Here is a 25,200-nt window from a genome sequence, read left to right as displayed (position 1 = left end):
ACCCACTACCTCAGCCGTTCGGGCCCACGGTGGCAACGATGGTGACTTGCTTGTTATCCGGTATTTCCTGGTACGCCAGCACATGCAGGTTGGGTACCGCCAGGCGCCCGAACCGCGAAAGCATGGCGCGGATCGGACCGGCGACCAGCAGGATCGCCGGATGGCCCTGCATTTCCTGCCGCTGCGCTGCCTCGATCAACGAGCGCTGCAGCTTCTCGGCCATGCTCGGCTCCAGCAGGACACCGTCTTCCTGACCCTGCCCGGCTCGCTGGAGACTATTGAGCAAGATCTGTTCCAACCTTGGCTCGAGCGTGATGACCGGCAACTCCGACTCAACGCCTACAATGCTTTGCACGATGGCGCGACACAATCCGACGCGCACTGCCGCAACCAGCGCGGCGGTATCTTGACTCTTGTTCGGATTGTTGGCGATCGCTTCGGCAATGCTACGAATATCGCGCACCGGTACCTGCTCGGACAACAGTGCCTGCAATACCTTGAGCAACCCCGACAAGGAAATGACACCCGGCACCAGTTCTTCCGCAAGCTTCGGCGATGCCTTGGCCAGCACCTGCAACAACTGCTGGACCTCTTCATGCCCGATCAGTTCATGGCAGTGCTTCTGCAGGATCTGGTTCAGGTGCGTCGCGACCACGGTGCTGGCATCCACCACAGTGTAGCCAAGGGATTGCGCCTGGGCGCGCTGGCCCACATCGATCCATACCGCCTCCAGGCCAAAGGCCGGATCGCGCGCGGCGATGCCATTGAGCGTACCGAACACCTGGCCGGGGTTGATCGCCAGTTCGCGGTCCGGATAGATTTCCGCCTCGGCCAGGATCACCCCCATCAGGGTCAACCGATAGGCGCTGGGCGCCAGGTCCAGGTTGTCGCGGATATGCACCGTGGGCATCAGGAAGCCCAGGTCCTGCGAGAGTTTTTTGCGCACGCCCTTGATCCGCGCCAGCAGTTGTCCATCCTGGTTGCGGTCGACCAGCGGGATCAGCCGATAGCCGACCTCCAGGCCGATCATGTCGATGGGGGTGACGTCGTCCCAGCCCAGCTCCTTGGTTTCCAGGGCGCGCTGTGGCGAAGGCAGCAGGTCCTGCTGGCGCTGCAGCTCGGCCTCGGCCTTGGCCTTGACCTGCTGCTGCTTGCGCCACACCAGATAGGCGCCGCCGGCTGCCAGCAGGCCAAGGCCAATGAAGGCGATATGCGGCATGCCAGGTACCAGACCCATGACGATCATCAGCGCCGCCGACACCCCCAGCGCCTTGGGCGAGTCGAACATCTGCCGGTTGATCAGCTTGCCCATGTCCTCGGAGCCGGAGGCACGGGTCACCATGATCGCCGCCGCGGTCGAAAGCAGCAGCGAAGGCAGCTGCGCCACCAGGCCGTCACCGATGGTCAGCAACGCATAGACCTTGCCCGCCTCGCTGAACGGCATGCCGTGCTGGAGCATGCCGATCAGCATGCCGCCGATCAGGTTGATGAACAGGATCAGCAGCCCGGCAATGGCATCACCGCGGACGAACTTGCTGGCGCCATCCATCGAGCCGTAGAACTCGGCTTCCTGGGCCACCTCGGCCCGCCGGGCCTTGGCCTGGGCCTGATCGATCAGGCCAGCGTTGAGGTCGGCATCGATGGCCATCTGCTTGCCCGGCATGGCATCGAGGGTAAAGCGCGCGCTGACCTCGGAGATGCGCCCGGCGCCCTTGGTCACCACCACGAAGTTGATGATCATGAGGATGGCGAAGACCACCGCGCCGACCACGTAGTTGCCGCCGATGACCACCTCGCCGAAGGCCTGGATCACCTTGCCCGCGGCGCCGTGCCCTTCCTGGCCGTGGAGCATCACTACCCGGGTGGAAGCGACGTTCAGCGCCAGGCGCAGCAGCGTGGCCACCAGCAGGATGGTCGGGAACGCGGCGAAGTCCAGTGGACGCAAGGCATAGACGCAGACCAGCAGGACCACGATCGACAGCGCGATATTGAAGGTGAAGAAGACATCGAGCAGGAACGGCGGGATCGGCAACATCATCATCGCCAGCATCACCAGCAACAACAAGGGCACGCCCAGACTGCCACGGCCGAGGCCGGCCAGGTTGCTACGGGCGTTGCTGATCAACTGACTGCGATCCACCGGGAATCCTCTTCGAGCAGAACTTTGACGCCAGGAAGGCGTTCGGCGCTGCCTTTGCAAGAAGCTTTCCAACTTTGTAGATCGATGCCTTCTTCCTCACGCGGCCGCAGTCTCATGGCCATGACCGGTCGCAGCCGGGGTGCCGCGATGGGTCGCAATCCGGCTGTCCAGTGGACAACGATGAGCGCCAGGTGTCGCAGAAGGCCACGGGACCGCCTTGCGGCTCATCGCGGCACGACGCCTCTCTTATGCCGACCCTGTTTCATTCGTCCCGACGCAGGTCATCTGGTATGGGCAAATCCTTCTTCAGCGGCTCCGGCGCCTTGCCCTTGCCGGCGCGGTACTGGCGGATCTGGTACACGTAGGCCAGCACCTGCGCCACCGCCAGGTACAATCCGCCGGGAATCTCCTGCTCCAGCTCCGTGCTGTAGTAGATCGCTCGGGCCAATGCCGGGGACTCGAGGATCTGCACGTTGTGCCCGGCACCGATCTCGCGGATCTTCAGGGCCAGGAAGTCGGCGCCCTTGGCCAGCAGCAACGGCGCCGCGCCGCCCTTTTCCGGATCGTACTTGAGCGCTACGGCATAGTGGGTCGGGTTGGTGATGATGACATCGGCATCCGGCACGGCGGCCATCATCCGTCGCTGCGAGACCTCGCGCTGCAGTTGCCGGATGCGCTGCTTGACCTCCGGCTTGCCTTCGGAGTTCTTGTACTCGTCGCGCACTTCCTGCTTGGTCATCTTCATCTTGTTGTGCGTCTGCCAGAGCTGGAACGGCACGTCGGCGGCCGCGATCAGCAGCAGGCCCGCAGCCATCCACAAGGCGCTCCAGCCAACCACCTGGACACTGTGGACGATGGCCTGCTCGAGCGGCTCGTTGGCGATGGCCAGCAGCGCCTGGCGGTCGCCGGACAGCACCACCAGGGCGACCAGCAGGATCACCAGGAACTTGGCGATCGCCTTGAGCAGCTCGGTCAGCGCATGCAGCGAGAACATGCGCTTGAGGCCCGACAGCGGGTTCATGCGGCTGAACTTGGGCGCCAGCAGGTTCGCCGAGAACAGGAACCCGCCCAGCACGATCGGGCTGACGAAGGCGATCACGAACAGCAGGATCAGCACCGGCTGGGTGGCCCAGATGGCCATCTTGCCGGAGGCAAGCAGGAACAGGCCCATGCTGCGCTCGTCCATCAGCGCTTCGCGCGGCACGCTGAAGTTGCTGCGCATCATCGCCATGAGGGTTTGCGCCAGGTGCCCGCCGAAAGCCAGTAGTCCGCCGGCACCGGCCAGGGTCACGGCCACGGTATTGAGTTCCTTCGAGCGAGCGATCTCGCCCTTCTCGCGGGCGTCCTTACGGCGCTTTTCCGTGGGTTCTTCCGTCTTGTCCTGTCCGCCTTCGCTATCGGCCATGCTCAACGCGCCCGTGCCAGTTCACCGAGCCACTGCAGCGCTTCGCTGGCCAGGGCCTGGTAGTGGGAGAAGATGTCGGCCAGCCCGATCCAGAAGATGACCAGGCCAAGCACCATGGTCAGCGGAAAGCCGATCGAGAAGATATTGAGCTGCGGCGCGGCGCGGGTCATCACGCCGAAGGCGATGTTCACCACCAGCAGCGCGGTGATCGCCGGCAGGATCAACAGCAGCCCGGCACCGAGCACCCAGCCCATGCGCCCGGCCAGCTCCCAGAACTGCCCGACCACCAGGGCCTGGCCGACCGGCAAGGTGGTGAAGCTCTCAGTCATCACCTCGAACAGCACCAGGTGCCCGTTCATGACCAGGAACAGCATGCTCACCAGCATGCTCATGAACTGGCTGACCACCGCCACGTTGACCCCGTTGGCCGGATCGACCATCGAGGCGAAGGCCATGCCCATCTGGATCGCGACGATCTGCCCGGCTATCACGAAGGCCTGGAACAGCAGCTGCAGCGAGAGTCCGAACATCACCCCGACGATGATCTGCTCGGCGCACAGCAGCAACCCGTCCAGGCCAAGCGGATTGACCTGCGGCAGCGGCGGCAGGCCAGGCACGATGACCACCGTGATGGCCACGGCCAGGTACAGGCGGATGCGGGCCGGCAGCATCCGCGTGCCGAAGATCGGCATGGTCATCAACACCGCCGTGACACGAAACAGCGGCAGGATGAAGGTCGCGACCCAGGTGCCGATCTGCGCGTCGGTCAGCTCGAGCATGGCTGCCTCAACCGATCAGCTGCGGAATGCCGGTGTACAGGCCGGTGATGTACTCCATGAACTTCTGCACCAGCCAGGGCCCGGTGACGATCAGCGTCACCAGCATCACCAGCAGACGAGGCAGGAAGCTCAGGGTCTGCTCGTTGATCTGCGTGGCGGCCTGGAACATGGCCACCACCAGGCCCACCAGCAGGCTTGGCACCACTAGCACGGCGACCATCAGCGTGGTCAGCCACAATGCGTCGCGAAACAGGTCGACGGCGACTTCCGGGGTCATGGCAATTCTCCTCGAGGCATCAGACGCCGCCGAAACTGCTGGCCAGCGTACCCATGATCAGCGCCCAGCCATCCACCAGCACGAACAGCATGATCTTGAACGGCAGCGAGATGATCAGCGGCGAAAGCATCATCATGCCCATGGCCATCAGCACGCTGGCGACCACCATGTCGATGATCAGGAACGGGATGAAGATCATGAAGCCGATCTGGAAGGCGGTCTTGAGTTCCGAGGTGACGAAGGCCGGCACCAGGATGGTCAGCGGCGCCTGGTCCGGTCCGGCGATGTCGGTGCGCTTGGACAGGCGCACGAACAGGTCCAGGTCGCTCTGCCGGGTCTGCGCCAGCATGAAGTCCTTGAGCGGCACCTGCGCGCGCTCGAGCGCCTGCTGGGCGGTCATCTGCTCGTTCAGGTAGGGTTGCAAGGCATCGCGGTTCACCCGGTCGAACACCGGTGCCATGATGAACAGGGTGAGGAACAGGGCAAGGCCGGTGAGCACCTGGTTCGAGGGCGTCTGCTGCAGGCCCAGCGCCTGGCGCAGGATGGAGAAGACGATGATGATGCGGGTGAAGCTGGTCATCAGGATGACGATCGCCGGGATGAAGCTCAGCGCCGTCATGATCAGCAGGATCTGCAGGCTGACCGAATATTCCTGCTGCCCGTCCGGACCGTTGGACAGAGTGATCGCCGGGATCGACAGCGGGTCGGCGGCCAGCGCCAGCGGCGCGGCCGACAGCAGCGCCAGGGTCAACAACATGCGCCATGCGCCCATCACGTCTTGTCCTTGTGGTCCTTGCCCATCAGCTCCATCAGGCGCTGGGCGAATTCCGGGGTGGCCTGGCGGGCGCTGTCCGGCACCTCGACCGGTTCGGCCAGCACATGCAGGGCTTCGATGCGGCCCGGGCTATGGCCAAGCAGTACCTGCTCCTTGCCGACCTGCACCAGCAGCAGCCGATCGCGCGGCCCGATGGTCCGGCTGTCGAGGATCTCGATCACCTGCCCGCCCCGGGGCGCGGCGCCCTGCACCCGGCGCAGCAGCCAGGCCAGCAGGAAGATCAGGCCGACCACCAGCAGCAGGCCGAACAGCATCTGCGCCAGCTGCCCGCCCAGGCTGCCCGGTGGCGTTGCCGCGCCGGCCGGCGCGACGCTCGCCGCAAGCGCCAGCGGGCTGGCCAGCAGCAGGACGAGCACGCCTGCGCCACGCATCGCGCCGACCATTCAGCGCAGCTTCCGAATGCGCTCGCTGGGGCTGATCACGTCGGTCAGGCGAATGCCGAACTTCTCGTTGACCACCACCACCTCGCCATGGGCGATCAGGGTACCGTTGACCAGCACGTCCAGCGGCTCGCCGGCCAGCCGGTCGAGCTCGATGACCGAGCCCTGGTTGAGCTGCAGCAGGTTGCGGATGTTGATCTCGGTGCTGCCGACTTCCATGGAGATGCTCACCGGGATATCCAGGATCACGTCCAGGTTCGGCCCCTCGAGGTTGACGTGCTCCTTGGGCCGCGGCGAGCTGGCGAACTCCTCCATCGGCAGGCGCCCGGCGCCCGGAGACTGGCCGGCATCGGCGGCGAGCAAGGCGTCGATGTCCGCCTGCCCGGTGCTGCCGGACTCTTCCAGGGCCGCGGCCCATTCGTCGGCAAGGGCCTGGTCTTCAGGGGAGGTGATCTCGTTTTCGTTGGCCATGATGTCCTCGACAGGCATTCGATTCGGGGTGGGTGTCGCGCCGTCAGCGGCGTTCGACCGGGTCGATGATCTGCAGGGCCAGGTTGCCCTTGTGCGAGCCCAGGCGGGCCTTGAACGCTGGCACGCCGTTGGCGCGCACCAGCAGGTGCTCCGGCAGCTCGACCGGAATCACGTCGCCCGGCTGCATGTGCAGGATGTCGCGCAGCTTGAGCTGGCGCCGGGCCACCGTGGCACTGAGCGGCACGCTCACATCCAGCACGTCCTCGCGCAGGGCCTTGACCCAGCGCTCGTCCTGATCGTCCAGGTCGGACTGGAAGCCTGCGTCGAGCATCTCGCGCACCGGTTCGATCATCGAATACGGCATGGTGACGTGCAGATCGCCGCCGCCGCCGTCCAGCTCGATGTGGAAGGTCGAGACCACCACCGCCTCGCTGGGCCCGACGATGTTGGCCATGGCCGGGTTGACCTCGGAATTGATGTACTCGAAGTTGACCGGCATGATCGCCTGCCAGGCCTCGCGCAGGTCGACGAAGGCCTGGTCCAGCACCATGCGCACCACGCGCAGTTCGGTCGGGGTAAATTCCCGGCCCTCGATCTTGGCGTGGCGGCCATCGCCACCAAAGAAGTTGTCGACCAGCTTGAACACCAGCTTGGCGTCAAGGATGAACAACGAGGTGCCACGCAGCGGCTTGATCTTGACCAGGTTCAGGCTGGTCGGCACGTACAGCGAATGCACGTACTCGCCGAACTTCATCACCTGCACGCCGCCGACCGCCACGTCGGCGGAGCGGCGCAGCAGGTTGAACATGCTGATGCGGGTATAGCGGGCGAAGCGCTCGTTGATCATTTCCAGGGTCGGCATGCGTCCACGGACGATGCGATCCTGGCTGGTCAGGTCGTAGCTCTTGACGCTGCCGGGTTCGGCAACCGCCTCGGTCTGCACCAGGCCATCGTCCACCCCATGCAGCAGGGCGTCGATCTCATCCTGGGACAGCAGGTCCTGCACGGCCATCTGGAGCTCCTACTGCAGTACGAAGTTGGTGAACAGCAGCTGGTCGACGACCGGCTTGCCGACTTCCTTCTGCGCCACTTCCTGGACCACGGCGGTGGCCTTCTGGCGCAGCATCTCCTGGCCGACCGGACTGCCGGCCAAGGTATCGAAGCCTTGCCCGGAAAACATCATCACCAGGTTGTTGCGGATGACCGGCATATGCACCTTGAGCGCGTCCAGATCAGCCTGGTTGCGCGCCTGCAAAGTGATGCTCACCTGCATGTAGCGTTGCCGGCCGTTCTGGTTGAAGTTGACCACGAAGGCCGGGGTAAGTGCCTCGTAGATGGCAGCGGGCCGCGCATTGGCCTGGGCTGCCTCGGCATCGGGCGCCGGCTCGCTCTTGTGCATGAAGAACCAGGTGGCGCCGACCGACAGGCCGACCGCCAGCAGCAGCCCGCCTACCAGTAGCAGGATCAGCTTGAGTTTGCCTTTGGCGGCGGGGTCTTTTGCTTCGTCGCTCTTTGCCATGCCAATAATCCGTCATCCATCGAGGGTCAAGGGTGAATGACGGGGCTTGAGCAAGTGTTATGCCAGGTTAGCGGCGAACTGCCGGCTGGTCGAAACGGGTCTTGCCGCGGCGTGTCCGGACCAGTCGCCCTGGCCAGGTACGCGCCAGCGACCGGTCACGATCGGCTCAGGCGTAGTAATCCACGGCGCTGCTGCCGATCACCACCTGGCGCTCGGCGAGCGTCCGCGTCTGGTCCGCTCCTTGCTCCACTGCCTCCCCGGCCTCGGCTCGGCGGGCCGCCACGCCCGACAGCCGCGATGGGTCCTGTCCAGCTTGTTGCTGCTGCTGGCCACGAGACTGATCGGCGACATTGACGTCCGGCTGCGCCAGGCCCTGCTGGGCGAACAGTTCCCGCAAGCGGTGCACCTGGCTATCGAGAGTGTCGCGCACCCCGGCGTGACCACTGATGAAGGTGACCTGGGTCGATTGATCCGCTGCCATGTTGACACGGATGTCCAGCCGCCCGAGTTCGGCTGGCTCGAGCTGGATATCGGCCGACTTGAGGTTCTGGCTGGACAGGTACATCACCCGGTTGACCAGCCCCTCGCTCCAGGCATCCTGATTCATCGCCAGCGGCTGCTGCAAGGGGTTGCCCGCCGCCGTCGCTTCGGCGGCCTTCGGCGTGACGGCCTGGGTCAGCGACGCCAGGCGGTTGGCGAAATCATCGACGCGACTATCGCTGGCACTGCCCTGGACATCCTTGAGGCCCTCTTCGAGCAAGGCGCCGAATGCCTGGTCGCCCGGCTCGGACTGGCCAGGCTGCTCTTCGAGCAAGGCTTCGGCCAAATTCGCCAATGGATTGACGGCGCCTGGGGTGCCCGGCTGCGACTCGCCGCCCTGGTCATCGGTCGCCTGGGCGCTGCCAAGGCCTTGGGCCTGGGCGCTTTGCTGCAAGGCCAGGCGCAAGGCGGGCATGTCCGCCAAGGGGTCGGCCTCGGGATCGAAGGCCTCGCCCTCGACGGCCTGGCCCGGCTGCTGCAGCGCCGCCTGGAGCAGCGGCGCGACGCTTTCGGCCTGGGCCTGGAGCATCTGCCCGCCCGGCTGGCCGTCGGTCACCTGCCCGGCCACCAGCCTGGCATCGGCCGACGCGGGATCGGCAGCCTTGACGCCGTCGCCCTTGGCCGCCCCCGGCGCCGTCTTGCCGTCGGCGGCAATGCCCGACGGCCCAGGCTTGCCGGGAGCGGCCGCCTCGCCGCGGTCTTTCGCACGCGCCGTGGCAGCCCGCGCGGCGCCGTTTTCACGCGCTTGCCCGGCCAGCACCTGGTCGAAACCGTTAGCCTTGGAAGCCCCGGCCTGCGGGCTTTTGTCCGCTGCCGAGGCACTGGCGCGCGCCGCATTGCCCAGCGGGCCGAGTTGCAACAGGGGATTGGATGCAGCAGGCATTGAAAAGTCTCCGCGCCAGAAAGCTGAAGGTGTGCTGGCGAAAAGACAGGCAAAACTCGCGCCAGCCTGACCTACTGGGTGCCGATTCGCTCCCGCTCGCTACGATAGAACTGCTCGACCTCGCTATATTCACGGTCGATGCGACTGATCAGTTCATCCACCCCTTGCAGCGGCGAATGGCGAACCCGCTCCTCGAGCTGGCGACACAGTTCGGCCAGGCCAATGGCGCCCATGTTGCTGCTGCTGCCCTTGAAGCTGTGCGCGGCCAGGCCCAGCTCGCCTGCGCTGCGCGCCCGGTGCAACTGGCTCAGGCGTCGCTCGGAATCTTCCAGGAAGGTCTCGAGCAACTGCGGGTAGCCATCTTCCATGACTTCCCGCAGATCACTGAGTACCTTGTGATCGATATGGGTCGGTGTCACTTGTTCACTCCTTTGATCCAAGCCATTCATGCCTGGCTTTGCCAGGCCAATTCCACGTATGCGCGTCGACCGCCATCGAGCCAGCGCGCCCTGCGGCTCAGCTGCCTGACCAGGTGCAAGCCACGCCCACTGAGCCCCTGCTCCACGGCCAAAAGCGAAAGCACCTGATCGACGTCGCCCTCGAAGCCATCGAGCCCCTCTGTCATCAGACGCCCGCCATCGGCCTTCGGTTCGACCAGCAGGACCTGGAGCGGCTCATCGGCAGACATCCGGCCTCTGGCTGATCTCGAACAGCTGGGTGAAGTTGGAGATGGCCAGGATCTGGTAGACATCCGAACTGGTGTTGATCACCTGGATCCGGCCAGCGTCCTGCTCGCCCTGGTGATCACGCAGCAACAACAGCATGCCCAGCGCCGAACTGTCGAGGTAGGTGGCCGCGCCCAGGTCGACGACGACCGACTCGGCGCGCGCCGGCAGGTGTTCGTAGGCGTTACGAAAATCCTGGTGCTTGCCGAAATCGAAGCGGCCCCTGATCTTGATCGTCAGCCGTTTTTCATCCAGTGAAAAATCTGCTTCGACTGCCATGCGAGCGATTCCTTCGATGATGGCGGTTACGGACTACAAAGGTGTAGCAGGCCAGCCTGGAGGCAGCAAGGTAGTCAGGACTGCTCGCTCCTGGGCAGGCGCTGCGACAGCTCGTCGAGCAGCTTCTGTTCGCGCTTGTCCTCGGCGCGGCGCGCTTCGTCCAGGTAGCGCTGGACCAGCTTGCGCAGCCCCTCGACCCGAGCATAGGCCTGCTGCCAGGTGCCACGGGCGTTGTTCAGGTTGTTCTGGTGCCAGGCCAGGCTCTGGCGCTGCTGGTTCATGGCTGTCTCGAGCTGGCCGAGGAAACGCTGGTAGTTGAGCAGCCAGCTGCCGTTGACCCCCTGCCCGCCTCGCTCGAGCCATTGCGCCTGGTAGTCTTCGCGAAAGCGTTCCAGTTCGGCCAGCTTGGCCTGGGCCTGGCCAAGCTGCTGCTGGAAGTGTCCAAGCCGCTGGGCAGCCTTGCGCTCGGCCTCCTCGGCCATTTCCACCACCGGCGCCAGGCGCGCCGCTCGACTGGGCTGGGCCATGCCGATCAGCCGCCCGCCGGCGTGGCGAACAGGCTGGCCAGCTGGTCCCGGCTCGCTTCGAGACTGACGTTCTCATCCAGCGCCTGACGCAGAAACCCGACCAGCCTGGGCTGCAAGGCAATGGCCAGGTCGGTTTCCGCATCGCCACCGGCCACATAGGCGCCCACGCTGATCAAATCGCGCGCCTGGGACAGTCGCGACCAGAGCTGCTTGAACTTCTGGGCCTGGCGCAACTGTTCCTGGCTGACCACCTGGGGCATGACCCGGCTGATCGAGGCTTCGATATCGATGGCCGGGTAATGGCCTTCCTCGGCCAGCCGCCGCGACAGCACGAAGTGCCCATCCAGCACGCCGCGCGCCGAGTCGGCGATCGGGTCCTGCTGGTCGTCACCCTCGGAGAGCACGGTATAGAACGCGGTGATCGAACCACCGCCACGCTCGCCGTTGCCGGCGCGCTCCACCAGCTTGGGCAGTTTGGCGAACACCGAGGGCGGATAGCCGCGGGTGGCCGGTGGTTCGCCGATGGCCAGGGCGATTTCCCGCTGGGCCTGGGCGAAACGCGTCAGCGAATCCATCAGCAACAGCACGTTCTTGCCCTTGTCACGGAAGTACTCGGCGATGCGCGTGCAGTACATGGCCGCGCGCAGGCGCAGCAGCGGTGCATCGTCGGCTGGCGAGGCGACCACCACCGAGCGCTTGAGCCCCTCGCTGCCAAGGATGTGCTCGATGAACTCCTTGACCTCGCGACCGCGTTCGCCGATCAGCCCGACCACGATGATCTCGGCTTCGGTGAAGCGCGTCATCATGCCCAGCAGCACCGACTTGCCCACGCCGGTACCGGCGAACAAGCCCAGGCGCTGGCCGCGCCCGACGGTCAACAGGCCATTGATGCTGCGAATGCCGACATCCAGCGGCTGGCTGATCGGATCGCGGTTGAGCGGGTTGATCACCGGCCCATCGATGGGTACCCAGTCCTCGGCCTTCATGCCACCCTTGCCGTCGAGCGGACGGCCGACTCCGTCGAGCACGCGCCCGAGCATGCTCATGCCCATCGGCAGGCGCCCGCTGTCGGCCAGCGGCACGACCCGAGCGCCGGGCGCGATGCCGGCCACGCTGCCGACCGGCATGAGGAACACCTTGCTGCCGGAAAAGCCCATCACCTCGGCTTCCACCTGCACCGCCTGATAGCTGTCGTCGTTGATCACCAGGCAGCGACTGCCGACCGCCGCGCGCAGGCCTTCGGCCTCGAGCGTCAGGCCGACCATGCGCAGCAGGCGTCCTTCGATCACCGGCTGGGCAGGCAGCTCGACCGCATCGGCGTAGGTCGCCAGGCGCTTGGCGAAGCTGGTGCGCTCAAGACGCATCGCCGCGCTCCGAATCGACCAGGATGTCTGCCGTCGCCGGGTGCAGGAGCTGGTCGTGCATCTGCTCGAACAACTGGCCGACCGCCTTCTCGATACGGGTTTCCATGGTCGCGTCGATCCGGCTGTGCATGGTCTCGATCCGGCACCCGCCGGGCAGCAGGCTGTCGTCTTCGAGTAGCCGCCACTGCTCTTCGTGGCGTTCGCGCAGCGCCTTGGCGGCATCGAAATCCTGGGGGTTGAGGTAGATGCGGATGTTGTCCGCGCCCATTGGCAGCAGCTTGAGCGACTCGCGCAGCACCTGGGTCAGCACCTGTGCCGAGTCGGCGCGCAGCTCGCGACCGATCACCTGGCGGGCGAGATGGCCGGCCAGATGCACCAGGGAACGCTCGATCAGCGCATCCTGCTCGGCGATCGGCTCGAGCAGATGCGCCATGACCCGCTCCAGGCTCGCCAGCTTGGCCGCCAACGCCGCCTCGGCTTCCTGGCGGACCTTCAGTTGGGTGCTATGGAAACCTTCGCGCTCGCCCGTGGCGAAGCCTTCGTTGTAGGCCTCCTGGCGAATGCTTTCGAGTTCTTCGAGGGTCAGCGGCTGGACCTCTTCGAGGGGAACTTCCTCGACCTCCTCCTCGACGGCTTGCGGCTCGGGTTCCGGCTCGGGCACAGGTTCCGGCTCCGGATCGAAGCTCGGCAGCGCCCAGACGTCGACCCCTCGCAGGTCGCTGGCGCGTATCAGGTCGCTGGGATGCTCGGTGCTGGACATGCTGCTCGATACCTTGGTGGCGGACTGGATCGGCGCCGTCGACTGCAAGCCAGCGGCGCGCCCCGTGGGAATTGCCTCAGATCATTTCCTCGCCGCCCTTGCCGCCGAGCACGATCTCGCCGGCCTCGGCCATGCGCCGGGCGATGGTGAGGATCTCCTTCTGCGCCGTCTCGACGTCGCTGACCCGCACCGGGCCCTTGGCCTCGAGGTCGTCACGCAGGAGTTCCGAGGCACGCTTGGACATGTTCTTGAAGACCTTGTCCTTGACCCGTTCGTCGGCCCCCTTGAGCGCCACCACCAGCACGTCGGAGGAGACTTCGCGCATCAGTGCCTGGATGCCACGGTCGTCCACGTCGGCCAGGTTGTTGAAGACGAACATCAGGTCTTCGATCTGCTCGGACAGGTCGTTGTCGATCTCGCGGATCGAATCCATCAGCTGGCCTTCCACGGAGCTGTCGAGGAAGTTCATGATGTCCGCGGCGCGCTTGATCCCGCCGAGGGTAGTGCGCGCGGCATTGGAGTTGCCGGAGAACTGTTTCTCGAGGATCTGGTTGAGCTCCTTGAGCGCCGCCGGTTGCACGGTGTTGAGCGACGACACGCGCAGGATGATGTCCAGGCGCACCTTGTGGTCGAAGTTGCTCAGCACCTCGCCGGCCTGGTCGGGGTCGAGGTAGGCGACCACGATGGCCTGGATCTGCGGATGCTCGTAGCGGATCACGTCGGCCACGGCGCGCGGCTCCATCCATTTGAGGCTGTCCAGGCCGCTGGTGTTGCCACCGAGCAGGATACGGTCGATCAGGCCATTGGCCTTGTCCTCGCCGAGCGCCTGGTTGAGCATCTTGCGAATGTAGCCGTCGGAGCCGACGCCCAGGCTGGTCTGCTCGCCGACGATCTCGACGAATTCGCTCATCACCTGCTGCACCTGCTCGCGGTGGACGTTGCCCAGCTGGGCCATGGCCACGCCGACCTTCTGCACCTCCTTGGGCCCCATGTGCCGCAGCACCTGCGCGGCGTCGCTCTCGCCCAGCGAGAGCAGGAGAATCGCCGCCTTGTCGACGCGGCTCAGCTTGGCGGTAACGGCTCGGTTGTCACTCATCGTCGTTGATCCACTCTTTGACGACCTGGGCCACCCGGCCCGGGTCTTCGGCCACCAGGCCCTTGATTGCGTTGAGCTGCGCCTCGTAGCCCTCGTTCGGGCTCGGCAGCAGGATGCTCTGTGGACCGCCCAGGCTGACTCGGTCGTTGGCCAGCTCGTCGTCCATGCCGATCATGCCGCCCAGCTCGGCCTCGGTCTCGGCCGCCGTCTGCTTGCCGCCACCGGAAATGTTCTTGAGCACCGGACGCAGCACGCCGAACACCAGGACCAGGATGAACAGCACACCCAGCACCTGCTTGACGATGTCCCAGAACCACGGTTGCGAGTAGAACGGAATCTCCGCGATCACCTCGCCACGGTCGGCGGCGAACGGCACGTTGATCACGCTCACGCTGTCGCCACGGCTGGCATCGAAGCCCACCGCGTCCTGCACCAGGCGGGTGAAGCGCGCCAGGTCCTCGGCACTCCACGGCACGCGGCTGGTCTCGCCGGTGGCCGCGTCGAGCTTGACCTGGTCGTCCACCACCACCGCGACCGACAGGCGAGTCAAGCGCCCCTGCTGCTGGCGGGTGTGGCTGATCGAGCGGTCCAGCTCGAAGTTGCGCGTGGTCTGCTCGCGCTTGTCGTTGGGGTATGGCGCCAGCATCGGCTGGCCGGTCGCCGGATCCATGATCTGCTGCCCATTGGCATCGACCAGCGGCTGGCCAGGCTGGATCGCCCCGGCCGCCGCGGCACCGCCACCGGCGACCTGCGGCGCGCTCGCGGCGCCCGGCGGCTGGTTGCTCAAGGCCCCGGGAACACCTTGCGGGCCCTGGCTGCTGGAACGCTGCTCGTTGACCGCCTGCTCGCTGCGCAGCGCCGGCTGGTCAGGGTTGAACTGTTCCGAGGTCGATTCCACCGCGGTGAAGTCGACGTCGGCGGAGACCTCGGCCTTGTAGCGGTCGTTGCCCAGCACCGGCTGCAGAATGTTGTGCACCCGCTGGGTCAGCAGGCCTTCCATGCGGCGGCTGTAGTCGAACTGCTTGCCGGCCATGGTCAGGGCCGTGTCCTGCAGCTGCTCCGACAGCAGGTTGCCTTTCTGGTCCACGACCGTGACTTGCGACTTGTCGAGTTCCGGCACGCTGGTCGCCACCAGGTTGACGATGGCCATCACCTGCCCGGCTTCCAGGCTGCGGCCGGCATACATCTCGATCAGCACCGAGGCGCTGGGCTTGCGCTCGTCACGCACGAACACCGAACTCTTGGGAATCGCCAGGTGCACCCGCGCGGCCTTGACGTTGTTCAGGCTGGCGATGGTGCGGGCCAGTTCACCCTCCAGGCTGCGGCGATAGCGCGTGGCCTCCATGAACTGGCTGGTGCCCAGCCCCTGTTCCTTGTCCAGCAGCTCGAAGCCGACCGTGCCGTCGCTCGGCGCCACGCCGGCGGCCGCCAGCTTCAGGCGGGCGCGAGACAGGTCGTCGGCCTTGACCAGCAAGGCGCCGGAGTTGGGCTCGACATTGTAGGGGATGTCGGCAGCCGCCAGGGTGTCCATGACCTGCTTGGTGTCCATGCCTGCCAGACTGCCGTACAGCGGCCGATAGTCCGGCTGCTGCGACCAGAGCACCACGGCGAAACCGATGGCCACGCTGGCGGCCAGGCCGACCAGCAGGCCGACCTGACGCAGCATGGGCATGCGCGAGATGTTTTCCAGGAACGCCATGCCAGGCAGCGCGGGCTTGCCAGCTGCCGGGCCGCTCTTGGCGGGTGGATTGTCGACGACTGCATCGGCCATGACTTAACTTGCCCTCAAACCGGCATCTGCATGATGTCCTGGTACGCCTGGACCAGCTTGTTGCGTACCTGGGTCAACGCCTGGAACGACACGGTGGCCTTCTGCGAGGCGATCATCACATCCGTCAGGTCGACCCCGCCCTTGCCGATCTCGAAGGCATTGGCCAGCGCCGAAGACGCCTGCTGGGTCTCGTGGACCTTGCCGATCGCCTGGCCGAGCATATCGGCGAAGTTGCTCGAACCGACCTCGGACGCAGCCGAAACCGCTGCCCTGGGCATGGACATGGCTTCGGCCTGCATGGCCCGCATGTCCAACATCAAACGATTGAATTCAACACCTTGGCTCATGGACTACTCTCTGCGACGGCCGCATTTTTTTGACACTCATGCAGCGGATAGGCAGGACCTAGCAACAAGGATGCCAGACCTCTGAGCGAATGTTCGCCAGACTGCTCGAAAGCCGTGGAAACCGATGCCGACGAAGCCGCGAAGCGGCCTTCGGCGGTGGCCTTCAGCCGTAGAGCGCGACCTCGACATCGAACCCCGCGTCGCGCATCTGCGCGAGCTTGTGACGCAAGGTCCGTGGGCTGATGCCCAGGCGCTCGGCAGTCTCCTTGCGACGCCCACGCTCGGCTTTCAAGGTATCGAGGATCCTCTGGAACTCATGGCGCCGCACATCCTCCTCGAGCCCGGCCGACGCCGGCGCGTCGGGCAGAAGCGGCGCAGCCGCGCAGGACGCCGGGACCATCGACGGCACGCTGCCCGCCAGGCAGAAGTCCGCTGCCTCGATCACCCCACCGTGCTGCAGGATCAGCGCCCGCTGCATGGCATTGTCGAGCTCACGAACGTTGCCCGGCCATGGATGGGCCAGCAGGCTGGCCCGGGCAGCTTCCGACAAGCGCGCCGGGGCATGCTTCATCTTCGCCGCATGCCGGGCCAGCAGGCGCTCGGCCAGCGGCAGGATGTCGGCACGGCGCTCGCGCAATGGCTGCAGGCGCAGCGGGAACACGCACAGGCGATAATACAGGTCTTCGCGAAAGCGCCCCGCGGCCACTTCGCTTGCCAAATCACGGTTGGTGGTGGCCAGCACGCGGATGTCCAGCGCGATCGGCTTGCGTCCGCCGACCCGCTCCACTTCTCGCTCCTGCAACACCCGCAACAGCTTGGCCTGCAAACCCAGGGGCATCTCGGAGATTTCGTCGAGCAGCAGCGTGCCGCCTTCGGCTTGCTCGAACTTGCCGGGCTGGGCTGCGATGGCGCCAGTGAAGGCGCCTTTCTCGTGGCCGAACAGCGTGGCCTCGAGCATGTTGTCGGGAATCGCCGCGCAGTTGATGGCCACGAAAGGCTCGGCCGAACGCGCCGAGCGCCGATGGATGTAGCGCGCCAGCACTTCCTTGCCCGTGCCCGACTCGCCGGACAGCAGCACGGTCGAGTCGCTGCGCGCGATGCGCGCCGCCAGCTCGAGCAACTGTCGACTGGACGGATCGACGGCCACCGGGCCATCGTCATCGCCGTCCAGCCGGCCACCGGCATGGCGCTCGACCAGCGCCAGCAGGGCCTTGGGCTCGAACGGCTTGACCAGGTAGTCCACCGCCCCCTGGCGTATTGCCTCGACCGCCCGCTCGACGGCGGCATGGGCGGTCATCAGCAATACCGGCAGCTGTGGCCGCTCGCGCCGCAGCCGAGCCAGCAACTGGTGCCCGTCCATGCCTGGCATGTTCACGTCGCTGATCACCAGGCTGAACGTTTCACGGGCCACGGTGGCCAGGGCCGCCTCGGCCGATTCGACGGCGCGGTAGGCGATCCCGCCCACTTCCAGGGTCGCGCAGAGCGCCTCGCGCAAGGCGCGGTCGTCTTCGACCAGCAGGACGCTCGGCGCTTTCATGGCACCTCCCGCCCCGAGGTGTCGATCAATGGCAGCAGCAGCGTGGCGCAGGTGCCACGCCCAGGCCGGGAACGGATCAGCAGCCGACCGCGGTGCGCACGCGCCACAGCTTCGACCACGGGCAGGCCAAGCCCGGTGCCGCCGGCCCTGGTGGTCAGGAAAGGCTCGCCCAGCCGTGCCAGCAACGCCGCCTCGATACCGCGCCCGGCATCGCTGACGCACAGGCGCAGCAGCTGGCCGCGCCGGTACAGGTGCACCTTCAGGCGCGCCGGGCCGGCGGCGGCCTGCAAGGCATTGTCGATCAGGTTGAGCACGGCGCCGACCAAGGTATCGCGATTGCACAGCAGCTCGCCCAGGCGCAGGTCGCACTGCCAGCGCACCTGATGGCCCTGGACATGAACCTGGGCCGCCTGCTGCACGGCCTGGAACAAGGCCTTGGGGGTCAGCCTGTCGGTCAGCGGCAATTCGCCGCGGGCGAACACCAGCATGTCACGGACCTGGTTGTCCAGTTCGACGAGGCGTTCCTTGAGGTTTTCGGCAAACCGTTGCCGAAGGGCTGGCGCCAGGTCGGCCGAAGCGTCGGCCAGATGACCGGCGTAGAGCATGGCCGCCGACAGCGGGGTACGGATCTGGTGAGCCAGCGAGGCGACCATGCGTCCCAGCGACGACAGCCGCTCGTGGCGTGCCAGCTGATCCTGCAGGCGACGGGTTTCAGTCAGGTCGGTGAGCAGCACCAGCTGCCCCGGCTCGGCGTCCAGCGAACAGGTGGCAATGGACAGGCGACGGCCGTCACGCAGTGAGACTTCATGCCCATCATCCTGGCGCGGCGCGAAGCTGCGAGCGATGACCTGGCGCCAGACCTCGCCCAGCAGCGGCTCACCGAGCAGCGCGCGCGCCGCCGGATTGGCCTCGCACACCTGTCCCTGGGCATCAATCACGATCACCCCGCCCGGCAGCAGGTCGAGCAGGTTTTGCAGCCGATTGGCCAGCCGGACCTTGTCGTCCAGCTCGACCATGCGCTGGGCGCTGACCACCGCCAGCTCGCCCTTGAGCTCGCTGACACGGGCTTCGAGCCGCTCGTAGGAGTCGCTGAGCTGGTCGGATACCTGAGTGAACCGAGCCAGTGACCGTTCCAGCGGCGCACCGGCGTGCGGCTCTGGCAGGAACAGGTCGAGAGAGGCTCGGGAAGAAGAGGCGGCCTGAGGCATCGTGCGTTCTCGCGTGGCTGACCGTCAAAAACGGTGCGATGCAAGGGGCGGAAGCAATAGGCGTGCCGTTCTGCAGCCTGGGGCCGCCTTGCGGCCCATCAGGCTTCAATCCTCCGCCTGGTCGCCCTCGCCTTCACGCCGGCTCATGCCGTACTTGCGCATCTTCTCGACCAGCGTGGTACGGCGAATGCGCAGGCGTTCGGCGGCGCGCGCGACGATGCCGTTGGCATCGTCCAGCGCCTGCTGGATGAGGCCCTGCTCGAGACTGCCCAGGTAGTCCTTCAGGTCCAGCCCTTCGGGCGGCAGCAGGGCGTGCCCGGAGAAGCTTGGCGCATGACCGTTGATCGCTACCCGCTCTTCCAGGTCCGAGCGCAGGCTGTCGACCAGCTGCTCGTCCTCGTCGTCGACGTAGCGGAATTTCTTCGGCAGCTCGGACACGCCAATCACCCCGTAGGGATGCATGATCGCCATGCGCTCGACCAGGTTGGCCAGCTCGCGCACGTTGCCCGGCCAGCCGTGCCGGCACAGCGACATGATCGCGGCGGAGTTGAAGCGGATCGAGCCTCGCTTCTCGTGCTCCATGCGCGAGATCAGCTCGTTCATCAGCAACGGAATGTCCTCGACCCGTTCGCGCAGCGGCGCCATCTCGATCGGGAAGACGTTGAGCCGATAGTACAGGTCCTCGCGGAAGGAGCCGGTCTCGATCATGTTCTCGAGGTTCTTGTGGGTCGCGGCGATGATGCGCACGTCGATGCTCTGGGTCTTGTTGCTGCCGACCCGCTCGAAGGTGCGTTCCTGCAGCACGCGCAGCAGCTTGACCTGCATCGGCAGCGGCATGTCGCCGATCTCGTCGAGGAACAGCGTGCCGCCGTTGGCCAGCTCGAAACGGCCGGCGCGGCTGGTGATGGCCCCGGTGAAGGCCCCCTTCTCGTGGCCGAACAGTTCGCTTTCGAGCAGCTCAGCCGGGATCGCCCCGCAATTGACCGGCACGAACGGCGCCTCGCGACGCTTGGAGTGATAGTGCAGGTTGCGCGCCACCACTTCCTTGCCGGTCCCCGACTCGCCGAGGATCAGCACGCTGGCGTCGGTGTCGGCGACCTGCTGCATCATCTGCCGCACGTGCTGGATCGCCCGGCTGGTGCCGACCAGGCTGCGGAACAGGTTGGGCTCGCGCTGGCGGCCGCGCTCGCGGGCCTGATCGTACATCTCGCGATAGACCTGGGCACGATGCAGCGAATCGAGCAGCTGGCTGTAGCTGGGTGGCATCTCCAGGCTGGACAGCACGCGCCTGCGGACCTCCTCGGGCAGGTCCAGCGGAGAAATTTCGCCGATCAGCAAGACTGGAAGGAACTCATCCCACCCAGCCACTGTCTTAAGCAGCCCGACCACCCCCGCAGGCGCATCGACGGACCCGACCAGCACGCACAACACTTCTCGACTTGATGGCAACGCCTCGACGACCTGCTGCCAATCCCGACTGGAGCAGGGCAGGTTTTCTTCGCCGAGGAAATTCAGCACCACCGCCAGGTCGCGGCGGCGCTCGCTATCGTCATCGATCAGGAGAATTTTTGATTCACGCCACATGCAATAGCAACTTCCCTAGTCATATCGGCGCCCGAGGGCGGGCTCGACATCAATTCGACTGAATGCTCAGCGTTCACGACGTCAAAAATACGAAAACAGCTACTAGTTAAGTAAAAAACTTGGAAGTAGTCAAATTTATGGCGCCGAGCGGCAATCGCTGCACGTCACCTGAACAGATGGTATACCTTTGCGGCGCTTTTCGCTTGGGAGATGTGGGAAACCTGCGCGAATAAAGCCTGACGTTCGTTACTGGCTTTTTCGATGACCTGTCGATAGAGCCCGAGCAACCCTTCCAGGCTCCCCATCACCGCCCCCCGATCTTCCTGCGGTTGCTCCAGCAGCCCATCGAGCTCGCTGCGGCAGGCCAGGTCGAGCTCGCCGATGGCCTCCCAGTCGCAGGCTTCCATGGCGGCCCCAAGGGCATCACGCAGCGCATCGATTCGTTGCAATGCAGTCATGGCGCATTCCTTCGACGGCATTCACTGTGCCGCAGCAATCGCATCCCAGCCACTCTTGACGGTGATCAGCAACTGCGCGACCTCGTCGATGATCGCCGGATCGCTGTGCCGGTTGGCCTCGGTCAGGCGCGTGGCCATGTAGGCGTACAGGCTGTCCAGGCGCTCGATATCCTCCGGATCGGGCGCCTTGGACTTGTCCAGCCCTTCGCGCAGACCGCCGATGATGTCGACCGCCTTGCCCAGCAACAGGCCCTTCTGCGCCACGTCGCCCCGGCTGATCGCGCCCTTGGCCTGTGCCATGCGATCCAGGCCACCCTCCATCAGCAGCTGCACCAGGCGATGCGGCGTGGCCTCGGAGACCTGAGCGTGGGAATTGACCTTCTGGTACTGGCGAAGGGCTCTCATCGGGTGCATGCGGGGTTCCTCGTCAAAGCCGCGGGGTTGCGGGGGCGGATACCTTGGCTATCGGCCCGGCGGCGGATTTCTTTAGCGGGTTCAAGAGTCGTCGGAATTGTTCAAGGCATTGAGCGTGGTCATGATGCTGTCGCTGGTGCTCTTGAGCTTGGCCACCATGGTGTCCATGGCGTTGTACTTCTTGGTCAGGGTCTCGGTCAGCGACTCGATGCGTCGGTCCAGCGACTTCTGCGACTCTTCCAGTTCCTTGATCTGGGTGGTCAGGCTGGCCTGGCGCGAGGCGAGGATGCCGCCGGTCTTGGCATATTCGTCGGTGGCGCTGGTCATGCGGCTGAGCAGGCCGTCCTTGCCGGTGAACAGGCCGCTGATGTCCGCGCCATAGGTCTTCACCGCGGCGTTCCACTTGGTGTCGTTGAGCTCCAGCAGGCCGGTCTTCTGCACGGTGTTGATGCCCAGCTGCGACAGGGTGCGCAGGCCGCCGGTACCAATGCTGCTGCTGATCTCGCTGCGGATCGAGTTGACCAGCGCGCGCATGGTGGCATCGCCGGTCAAGGTCGCGCCGCTGGCACTGCTGTCGTCGGAGCCGGTAGTGACCTTGGTCTGCGTGTTGATGGCGGTCATCAGGGCGTTGTAGGCGGTGACGAAGGACTGCACCGAGCCCTTGAGCGTATCGTTGTTGGTCGCCACCGAAAGGGTCGACTTGCCGTCCTTGACCAGCTCGACGTTGACCCCGCTGATCGCGCCGGTAACGGTGTTGGAAGTGGACTCCAGCGCCAGCCCGTCGAGCGTGTACTTGGCGTTCTGTGGCGTCGAGATGACCTTGACGTCGCTGGCCAGCTCCGAGTCGCCACCAAGGGTCAGGTCGGTGCCATCGCCCATCTTGGTCGAGGAGAACACCAGCCGCGCGCCGCTGGCATCGGTGACGATGTTGGCGCTGATACCCTTGGATTGCAGCTGGTCGTTGATGGTGTCGCGCGCCTGCTGCAAGGTCGCGTCGCCAGCGATGTTGACGCTGTAGGTGACATCCGACTGGCTGATGGTCAGGGTCTGGGTTTCGCCGGAATTGTTGGCCAGCGCCGAGGCGCCGGTAAAGACCTTGCTGGAGATCTTCGAGGCCGTGGCCAGTTGGGTCACTTCCAGCGCATAGGTGCCGGACGAGGCCCCATCGCCCAGGGTGATCTTGGCCACCTTGTCATCGGAGCTGGTGGCGCTCAGGCCGTTGAAACTCGACGCGGTGTTGAGCTTGGCGATCGCCGTGCGATAGGTGTCCAGAGCACTCTTGATGGTGCCGATGGCCGACAGCGAGGTGGTCGCGGTCTTGGACTGGTTGTCGATCTGGGTCTGCTTGGGCGTCTTCTCCGCAGCGACCAGTGCCTTGACGATGGCCTGGGTGTCGACACCCGAACCGATACCACTGACGGTTGTACCTGCCACTTCTAATCTCCTTTGACGGGGCCGCCGTTTTTTCGACGGAAAACGCGTCCAGTGCCGTCATGCAACAAAAGCCGTGCCAACTCAAGCCTGAGTGGTGAACAACAGGCTGTTGTCTTCTTCGAGGCGCTGGGCCAGCTTGAGGGCTTCTTCGGATGGCAGTTGGCGGATGACTTCGCCGCTCTGCCGGGCGATGACCTTGACCACCACTTGGCCAGTGGCGTCATCGATCGAGAAATCGAGTTGCCGCTCGGATGCCTGCAACGAATGCTGGAGGGCGCTGACGGCCTGTTCCAGGGTGCCGCGGTCCGTGGCGGGTGAATCTGCCGGCTTGACGGTCTCGTCCGTGTGCCGGGCGTCCGGTCGCTTGCCTGGCGCGGTTTCGGCGACGGCAGGCGCGGGGTAGACCTGGTTCAGCTTGACGCTCATGTCCATGTCGTTCACCTGTGCGAGAAAAACGAGAAAGGGCACGTTTCCGCGCCCTTTGCTCATTGCTCAGCCCAAGGGATCAACCCAGCAGCTTCAGTACCGACGACGGCAGCTGGTTGGCCTGGGACAGGATCGCGGTGGAAGCCTGTTGCAGGGTCTGCTGCTTGGTCAGCTCGGCGGTCTCGGAAGCGAAGTCGGCGTCCTCGATCCGGCTGCGGGCAGCGGTGGAGTTTTCCGAAATGCTGTTGAGGTTGGCCACGGTGGTGTCGAAACGGTTCTGCACCGCACCGAGCTGGGCACGCTGGCTGTCGACCTGGGCGATGGCGGCGTCCAGGGCCTGGATCGAACGCTGCGATTCGGTAGCGCTGGTGATGCTCAGGTTGGAAACGGTGGTTTCCATCTTGGTAGCGGTGGCGCCGGTTTTGCCGGTCAGGCCCAGGGCGGCCAGGCCGGTACCTGCGCTACCGTCGGCGATGGTGATGTCCTTGTTGGAGAACAGGGACAGCTTGCCATCGTCGCTCAGGCTGGCGGTCACGCCGGTGCTGGCGCTGTTGATCGACGAGACGATGCTCTGCGCGGTCGAACCGGCAGCGAACTTCACTTCGACGCCATTGAGGGTGATCGAGGTGTCGGCGCTGGTCTTGGCTTCGGAAGTCCCGGCGGTCAGGCCCAGCTGGGCGAGCGAGCCGCTGCTGGCGTTGGCCAGCTTGACGTCCTGGCCGTCCTTGGAGGTGACGCTGATGCGGCCATCCTTGATTTCGGCCTTGTCGATGCCATCGGCGCCACCGATGCTGGTCAGTACGTCGGCGATGGTGTCGCCAGCTGCCCAGCTGACATTGCTGCCGTTGACGCTGATCGAACCTGCGGAAGCAAGGGTGTCGGTGCCAGTGCTGGCTGCGCCCACAGTCTTGGTGGTACCTGCCGAGAGGCCGGCGATGGCCATGCCACCGGTGCCATCAGCGATGGTGATGTCGCTCTTGGAAGTGAGCGTGAAGCCAGTGGTCTCGTCCCAAGCCGCTGTGGCGTTGGCGTCACCGCCAGTGGCCGCGCGCAGGGCGGTCTGGATCTTGGTGGCGACGTCCGCGCCCTTGTCGCCAGTATTGAGCGTGACGGTCTGGTCGCCGACCTTGAAGGTCTTGCCGTCGTCGGCCGCGTCCACGCCAGCACCGGCGGTCTGCAGGGCAGCAACCGGAGCAGCGGTGAGCGTAGCGGTGCCCGAAGTCAGCTTGGTGCCCAAAGCGGTAGCGGTCAGGCCACCCATGGCGGCGCCATCGACGGTCGCTTCGCTGTAGGAGCCTTTCAGGCCGGTGGCGCTGATGTCGGTCATGCCGAACGAGATGGTCTCGTTGGCGTTGGCACCGATCTGGAAGCCGACGTTCTGGAACGAACCGTCGAGGATGTTGCGGCCACCGAAGGTGGTGGTGTTGGCGATACGGGTCAGCTCGCCCGACAGCGCGGTGAATTCCTGCTGCAGGGAGGTGCGGTCGTCATCGCTGTTCGAGCCGTTGGCCGACTGCAGGGCCAGTTCGCGCATGCGCTGCAGGATGCTGGTCGATTCCTGCATGGCGCCTTCGGCGGTCTGGGCGATGGAGATGCCGTCGTTGGCGTTCTTGACCGCGACGGTCAGGCCCTTGACCTGGCTGGTCAGACGGTTGGCGATCTGCAGGCCGGCGGCATCGTCCTTGGCACTGTTGATCTTCAGGCCGGAAGACAGGCGAGACATCGAAGTACCCAGCGCGTCGGAGGCACGGGTCAGGTTCTTCTGAACGCCCAGAGAGGTGATGTTGGTATTGACGGATAAAGCCATGACGAAATCCTCGTGGTATGGGTACTGCGGCTTCCGGCCCTGGCATACCGCCGGGAGTGGCCTAGAGAACCTACATGATTGTTATCGTCGTTGGCGGCGGTTGCTTGAGGGCTTTTTTGAAAAAAAATGCCATCACGTCGACAGCTCGAAAAATCAACCACTTATCCCATGCCCATGAAGCCCCATGACGAAAAAAAGGCGCCAGGCATGCAAGCCAGGCGCCTCGTTCGCCAT

The 25,200-nt window shown here is 65.3% G+C and carries 27 protein-coding genes; all 27 read right to left on the bottom strand.

Annotated features, from left to right (window positions below; all coding sequences use genetic code 11):
- Nucleotides 1–10: 10 nt before the first annotated feature.
- A complete protein-coding gene (gene flhA, locus ACY8GK_RS01780; RefSeq protein ID WP_196176538.1) occupies nucleotides 11–2,140 on the bottom strand; it encodes a flagellar biosynthesis protein FlhA in 2,130 nt (709 codons plus the stop codon).
- 262 nt (nucleotides 2,141–2,402) lie between these two features.
- Complete coding sequence (gene flhB / locus ACY8GK_RS01775; RefSeq protein WP_196176540.1) at nucleotides 2,403–3,545, bottom strand: flagellar biosynthesis protein FlhB; 1,143 nt, start codon at nucleotides 3,543–3,545, stop codon at nucleotides 2,403–2,405.
- Nucleotides 3,546–3,547: 2 nt separating this feature from the next.
- Nucleotides 3,548–4,324 (bottom strand): flagellar biosynthetic protein FliR, encoded by a 777-nt coding sequence (gene fliR / locus ACY8GK_RS01770; RefSeq protein WP_462402099.1) that lies wholly within the window; start codon nucleotides 4,322–4,324, stop codon nucleotides 3,548–3,550.
- Between the two features lie 7 nt (nucleotides 4,325–4,331).
- Complete coding sequence (gene fliQ, locus ACY8GK_RS01765; RefSeq protein WP_196176544.1) at nucleotides 4,332–4,601, bottom strand: flagellar biosynthesis protein FliQ; 270 nt, start codon at nucleotides 4,599–4,601, stop codon at nucleotides 4,332–4,334.
- 19 nt (nucleotides 4,602–4,620) lie between these two features.
- Nucleotides 4,621–5,373, bottom strand: a complete 753-nt coding sequence (gene fliP, locus ACY8GK_RS01760) for a flagellar type III secretion system pore protein FliP (protein WP_196176547.1) — start codon at nucleotides 5,371–5,373, stop codon at nucleotides 4,621–4,623.
- On the bottom strand, nucleotides 5,373–5,819 hold the full coding sequence (gene fliO, locus ACY8GK_RS01755; RefSeq protein ID WP_462402098.1) for a flagellar biosynthetic protein FliO: 447 nt from the start codon (nucleotides 5,817–5,819) through the stop codon (nucleotides 5,373–5,375). The genes fliP and fliO overlap by 1 nt, the downstream gene beginning before the upstream one ends.
- On the bottom strand, nucleotides 5,820–6,287 hold the full coding sequence (gene fliN / locus ACY8GK_RS01750) for a flagellar motor switch protein FliN (protein WP_196176551.1): 468 nt from the start codon (nucleotides 6,285–6,287) through the stop codon (nucleotides 5,820–5,822). It abuts the gene before it with no gap.
- A 43-nt stretch (nucleotides 6,288–6,330) separates the two neighbouring features.
- Nucleotides 6,331–7,299, bottom strand: coding sequence for a flagellar motor switch protein FliM (gene fliM, locus ACY8GK_RS01745; RefSeq protein ID WP_196176553.1), 969 nt, complete (start codon nucleotides 7,297–7,299; stop codon nucleotides 6,331–6,333).
- Between the two features lie 9 nt (nucleotides 7,300–7,308).
- On the bottom strand, nucleotides 7,309–7,806 hold the full coding sequence (gene fliL / locus ACY8GK_RS01740) for a flagellar basal body-associated protein FliL (RefSeq protein ID WP_196176554.1): 498 nt from the start codon (nucleotides 7,804–7,806) through the stop codon (nucleotides 7,309–7,311).
- A gap of 166 nt (nucleotides 7,807–7,972) precedes the next feature.
- Complete coding sequence (locus ACY8GK_RS01735) at nucleotides 7,973–9,229, bottom strand: flagellar hook-length control protein FliK (RefSeq protein WP_196176556.1); 1,257 nt, start codon at nucleotides 9,227–9,229, stop codon at nucleotides 7,973–7,975.
- Between the two features lie 71 nt (nucleotides 9,230–9,300).
- Nucleotides 9,301–9,648, bottom strand: coding sequence for an Hpt domain-containing protein (locus tag ACY8GK_RS01730; protein ID WP_196176558.1), 348 nt, complete (start codon nucleotides 9,646–9,648; stop codon nucleotides 9,301–9,303).
- A gap of 26 nt (nucleotides 9,649–9,674) precedes the next feature.
- Nucleotides 9,675–9,917 carry a hypothetical protein gene (locus ACY8GK_RS01725; RefSeq protein ID WP_196176560.1) on the bottom strand — a complete coding sequence of 81 codons (243 nt, stop codon included), beginning with the start codon at nucleotides 9,915–9,917 and terminating at the stop codon, nucleotides 9,675–9,677.
- Nucleotides 9,904–10,233 (bottom strand): STAS domain-containing protein, encoded by a 330-nt coding sequence (locus tag ACY8GK_RS01720; RefSeq protein WP_196176562.1) that lies wholly within the window; start codon nucleotides 10,231–10,233, stop codon nucleotides 9,904–9,906. Before ACY8GK_RS01720 ends, ACY8GK_RS01725 begins: the two co-directional genes overlap by 14 nt.
- Nucleotides 10,234–10,307: 74 nt before the next feature.
- The gene (gene fliJ, locus ACY8GK_RS01715; RefSeq protein ID WP_196176564.1) at nucleotides 10,308–10,760 is read right to left on the bottom strand and encodes a flagellar export protein FliJ; all 453 of its coding nucleotides are present in this window, start codon (nucleotides 10,758–10,760) and stop codon (nucleotides 10,308–10,310) included.
- Between the two features lie 5 nt (nucleotides 10,761–10,765).
- Entirely contained in the window at nucleotides 10,766–12,124 is a 1,359-nt protein-coding gene (fliI, locus tag ACY8GK_RS01710; RefSeq protein ID WP_196176566.1) for a flagellar protein export ATPase FliI, read from the bottom strand.
- On the bottom strand, nucleotides 12,114–12,884 hold the full coding sequence (gene fliH, locus ACY8GK_RS01705) for a flagellar assembly protein FliH (protein WP_462402097.1): 771 nt from the start codon (nucleotides 12,882–12,884) through the stop codon (nucleotides 12,114–12,116). Before fliH ends, fliI begins: the two co-directional genes overlap by 11 nt.
- A gap of 76 nt (nucleotides 12,885–12,960) precedes the next feature.
- On the bottom strand, nucleotides 12,961–13,980 hold the full coding sequence (gene fliG, locus ACY8GK_RS01700; protein WP_196176584.1) for a flagellar motor switch protein FliG: 1,020 nt from the start codon (nucleotides 13,978–13,980) through the stop codon (nucleotides 12,961–12,963).
- The gene (gene fliF, locus ACY8GK_RS01695) at nucleotides 13,973–15,751 is read right to left on the bottom strand and encodes a flagellar basal-body MS-ring/collar protein FliF (RefSeq protein ID WP_196176586.1); all 1,779 of its coding nucleotides are present in this window, start codon (nucleotides 15,749–15,751) and stop codon (nucleotides 13,973–13,975) included. Before fliF ends, fliG begins: the two co-directional genes overlap by 8 nt.
- A 14-nt stretch (nucleotides 15,752–15,765) precedes the next feature.
- Complete coding sequence (fliE, locus tag ACY8GK_RS01690; protein WP_196176588.1) at nucleotides 15,766–16,098, bottom strand: flagellar hook-basal body complex protein FliE; 333 nt, start codon at nucleotides 16,096–16,098, stop codon at nucleotides 15,766–15,768.
- 163 nt (nucleotides 16,099–16,261) lie between these two features.
- Complete coding sequence (locus ACY8GK_RS01685) at nucleotides 16,262–17,635, bottom strand: sigma-54-dependent transcriptional regulator (protein WP_196176590.1); 1,374 nt, start codon at nucleotides 17,633–17,635, stop codon at nucleotides 16,262–16,264.
- A complete protein-coding gene (locus ACY8GK_RS01680; RefSeq protein ID WP_196176592.1) occupies nucleotides 17,632–18,843 on the bottom strand; it encodes a sensor histidine kinase in 1,212 nt (403 codons plus the stop codon). Before ACY8GK_RS01680 ends, ACY8GK_RS01685 begins: the two co-directional genes overlap by 4 nt.
- A gap of 105 nt (nucleotides 18,844–18,948) precedes the next feature.
- The gene (locus ACY8GK_RS01675; RefSeq protein ID WP_462402096.1) at nucleotides 18,949–20,427 is read right to left on the bottom strand and encodes a sigma-54 dependent transcriptional regulator; all 1,479 of its coding nucleotides are present in this window, start codon (nucleotides 20,425–20,427) and stop codon (nucleotides 18,949–18,951) included.
- 164 nt (nucleotides 20,428–20,591) lie between these two features.
- The gene (locus ACY8GK_RS01670) at nucleotides 20,592–20,885 is read right to left on the bottom strand and encodes a flagellar protein FliT (RefSeq protein WP_196176596.1); all 294 of its coding nucleotides are present in this window, start codon (nucleotides 20,883–20,885) and stop codon (nucleotides 20,592–20,594) included.
- Nucleotides 20,886–20,906: 21 nt separating this feature from the next.
- Nucleotides 20,907–21,299, bottom strand: coding sequence for a flagellar export chaperone FliS (gene fliS / locus ACY8GK_RS01665; protein WP_196176598.1), 393 nt, complete (start codon nucleotides 21,297–21,299; stop codon nucleotides 20,907–20,909).
- Between the two features lie 81 nt (nucleotides 21,300–21,380).
- Nucleotides 21,381–22,733, bottom strand: a complete 1,353-nt coding sequence (gene fliD, locus ACY8GK_RS01660) for a flagellar filament capping protein FliD (RefSeq protein WP_196176600.1) — start codon at nucleotides 22,731–22,733, stop codon at nucleotides 21,381–21,383.
- 81 nt (nucleotides 22,734–22,814) lie between these two features.
- On the bottom strand, nucleotides 22,815–23,165 hold the full coding sequence (locus ACY8GK_RS01655) for a flagellar protein FlaG (RefSeq protein WP_196176799.1): 351 nt from the start codon (nucleotides 23,163–23,165) through the stop codon (nucleotides 22,815–22,817).
- A 73-nt stretch (nucleotides 23,166–23,238) separates the two neighbouring features.
- Nucleotides 23,239–24,966 (bottom strand): flagellin N-terminal helical domain-containing protein, encoded by a 1,728-nt coding sequence (locus tag ACY8GK_RS01650; RefSeq protein ID WP_462402095.1) that lies wholly within the window; start codon nucleotides 24,964–24,966, stop codon nucleotides 23,239–23,241.
- Between the last annotated feature and the right edge of the window lie 234 nt (nucleotides 24,967–25,200).

Source organism: Pseudomonas sp. Marseille-QA0332, assembly GCF_054950175.1.
The sequence above is the reverse complement of the archived record's forward strand: the minus strand, read 5'-3'. Positions and strand labels throughout refer to the sequence as shown.

Coding starts and splice junctions, on each gene's coding strand:
- ACY8GK_RS01650 (WP_462402095.1), bottom strand. CDS start 24,966: ATGGCTTTATCCGTCAATACCAACATCACCTCTCTGGGCGTTCAGAAG.
- ACY8GK_RS01670 (WP_196176596.1), bottom strand. CDS start 20,885: ATGACTGCATTGCAACGAATCGATGCGCTGCGTGATGCCCTTGGGGCC.
- ACY8GK_RS01680 (WP_196176592.1), bottom strand. CDS start 18,843: ATGCCTCAGGCCGCCTCTTCTTCCCGAGCCTCTCTCGACCTGTTCCTG.
- ACY8GK_RS01735 (WP_196176556.1), bottom strand. CDS start 9,229: ATGCCTGCTGCATCCAATCCCCTGTTGCAACTCGGCCCGCTGGGCAAT.
- fliJ (WP_196176564.1), bottom strand. CDS start 10,760: ATGGCCCAGCCCAGTCGAGCGGCGCGCCTGGCGCCGGTGGTGGAAATG.
- fliL (WP_196176554.1), bottom strand. CDS start 7,806: ATGGCAAAGAGCGACGAAGCAAAAGACCCCGCCGCCAAAGGCAAACTC.
- fliP (WP_196176547.1), bottom strand. CDS start 5,373: ATGGGCGCATGGCGCATGTTGTTGACCCTGGCGCTGCTGTCGGCCGCG.
- ACY8GK_RS01725 (WP_196176560.1), bottom strand. CDS start 9,917: ATGTCTGCCGATGAGCCGCTCCAGGTCCTGCTGGTCGAACCGAAGGCC.
- fliM (WP_196176553.1), bottom strand. CDS start 7,299: ATGGCCGTGCAGGACCTGCTGTCCCAGGATGAGATCGACGCCCTGCTG.
- fliR (WP_462402099.1), bottom strand. CDS start 4,324: ATGCTCGAGCTGACCGACGCGCAGATCGGCACCTGGGTCGCGACCTTC.
- ACY8GK_RS01685 (WP_196176590.1), bottom strand. CDS start 17,635: ATGAAAGCGCCGAGCGTCCTGCTGGTCGAAGACGACCGCGCCTTGCGC.
- fliS (WP_196176598.1), bottom strand. CDS start 21,299: ATGCACCCGATGAGAGCCCTTCGCCAGTACCAGAAGGTCAATTCCCAC.
- fliH (WP_462402097.1), bottom strand. CDS start 12,884: ATGTCCAGCACCGAGCATCCCAGCGACCTGATACGCGCCAGCGACCTG.
- fliF (WP_196176586.1), bottom strand. CDS start 15,751: ATGGCCGATGCAGTCGTCGACAATCCACCCGCCAAGAGCGGCCCGGCA.
- fliE (WP_196176588.1), bottom strand. CDS start 16,098: ATGAGCCAAGGTGTTGAATTCAATCGTTTGATGTTGGACATGCGGGCC.
- ACY8GK_RS01675 (WP_462402096.1), bottom strand. CDS start 20,427: ATGTGGCGTGAATCAAAAATTCTCCTGATCGATGACGATAGCGAGCGC.
- ACY8GK_RS01720 (WP_196176562.1), bottom strand. CDS start 10,233: ATGGCAGTCGAAGCAGATTTTTCACTGGATGAAAAACGGCTGACGATC.
- ACY8GK_RS01655 (WP_196176799.1), bottom strand. CDS start 23,165: ATGGACATGAGCGTCAAGCTGAACCAGGTCTACCCCGCGCCTGCCGTC.
- fliO (WP_462402098.1), bottom strand. CDS start 5,819: ATGGTCGGCGCGATGCGTGGCGCAGGCGTGCTCGTCCTGCTGCTGGCC.
- flhB (WP_196176540.1), bottom strand. CDS start 3,545: ATGGCCGATAGCGAAGGCGGACAGGACAAGACGGAAGAACCCACGGAA.
- fliN (WP_196176551.1), bottom strand. CDS start 6,287: ATGGCCAACGAAAACGAGATCACCTCCCCTGAAGACCAGGCCCTTGCC.
- fliQ (WP_196176544.1), bottom strand. CDS start 4,601: ATGACCCCGGAAGTCGCCGTCGACCTGTTTCGCGACGCATTGTGGCTG.
- fliG (WP_196176584.1), bottom strand. CDS start 13,980: ATGAGTGACAACCGAGCCGTTACCGCCAAGCTGAGCCGCGTCGACAAG.
- fliI (WP_196176566.1), bottom strand. CDS start 12,124: ATGCGTCTTGAGCGCACCAGCTTCGCCAAGCGCCTGGCGACCTACGCC.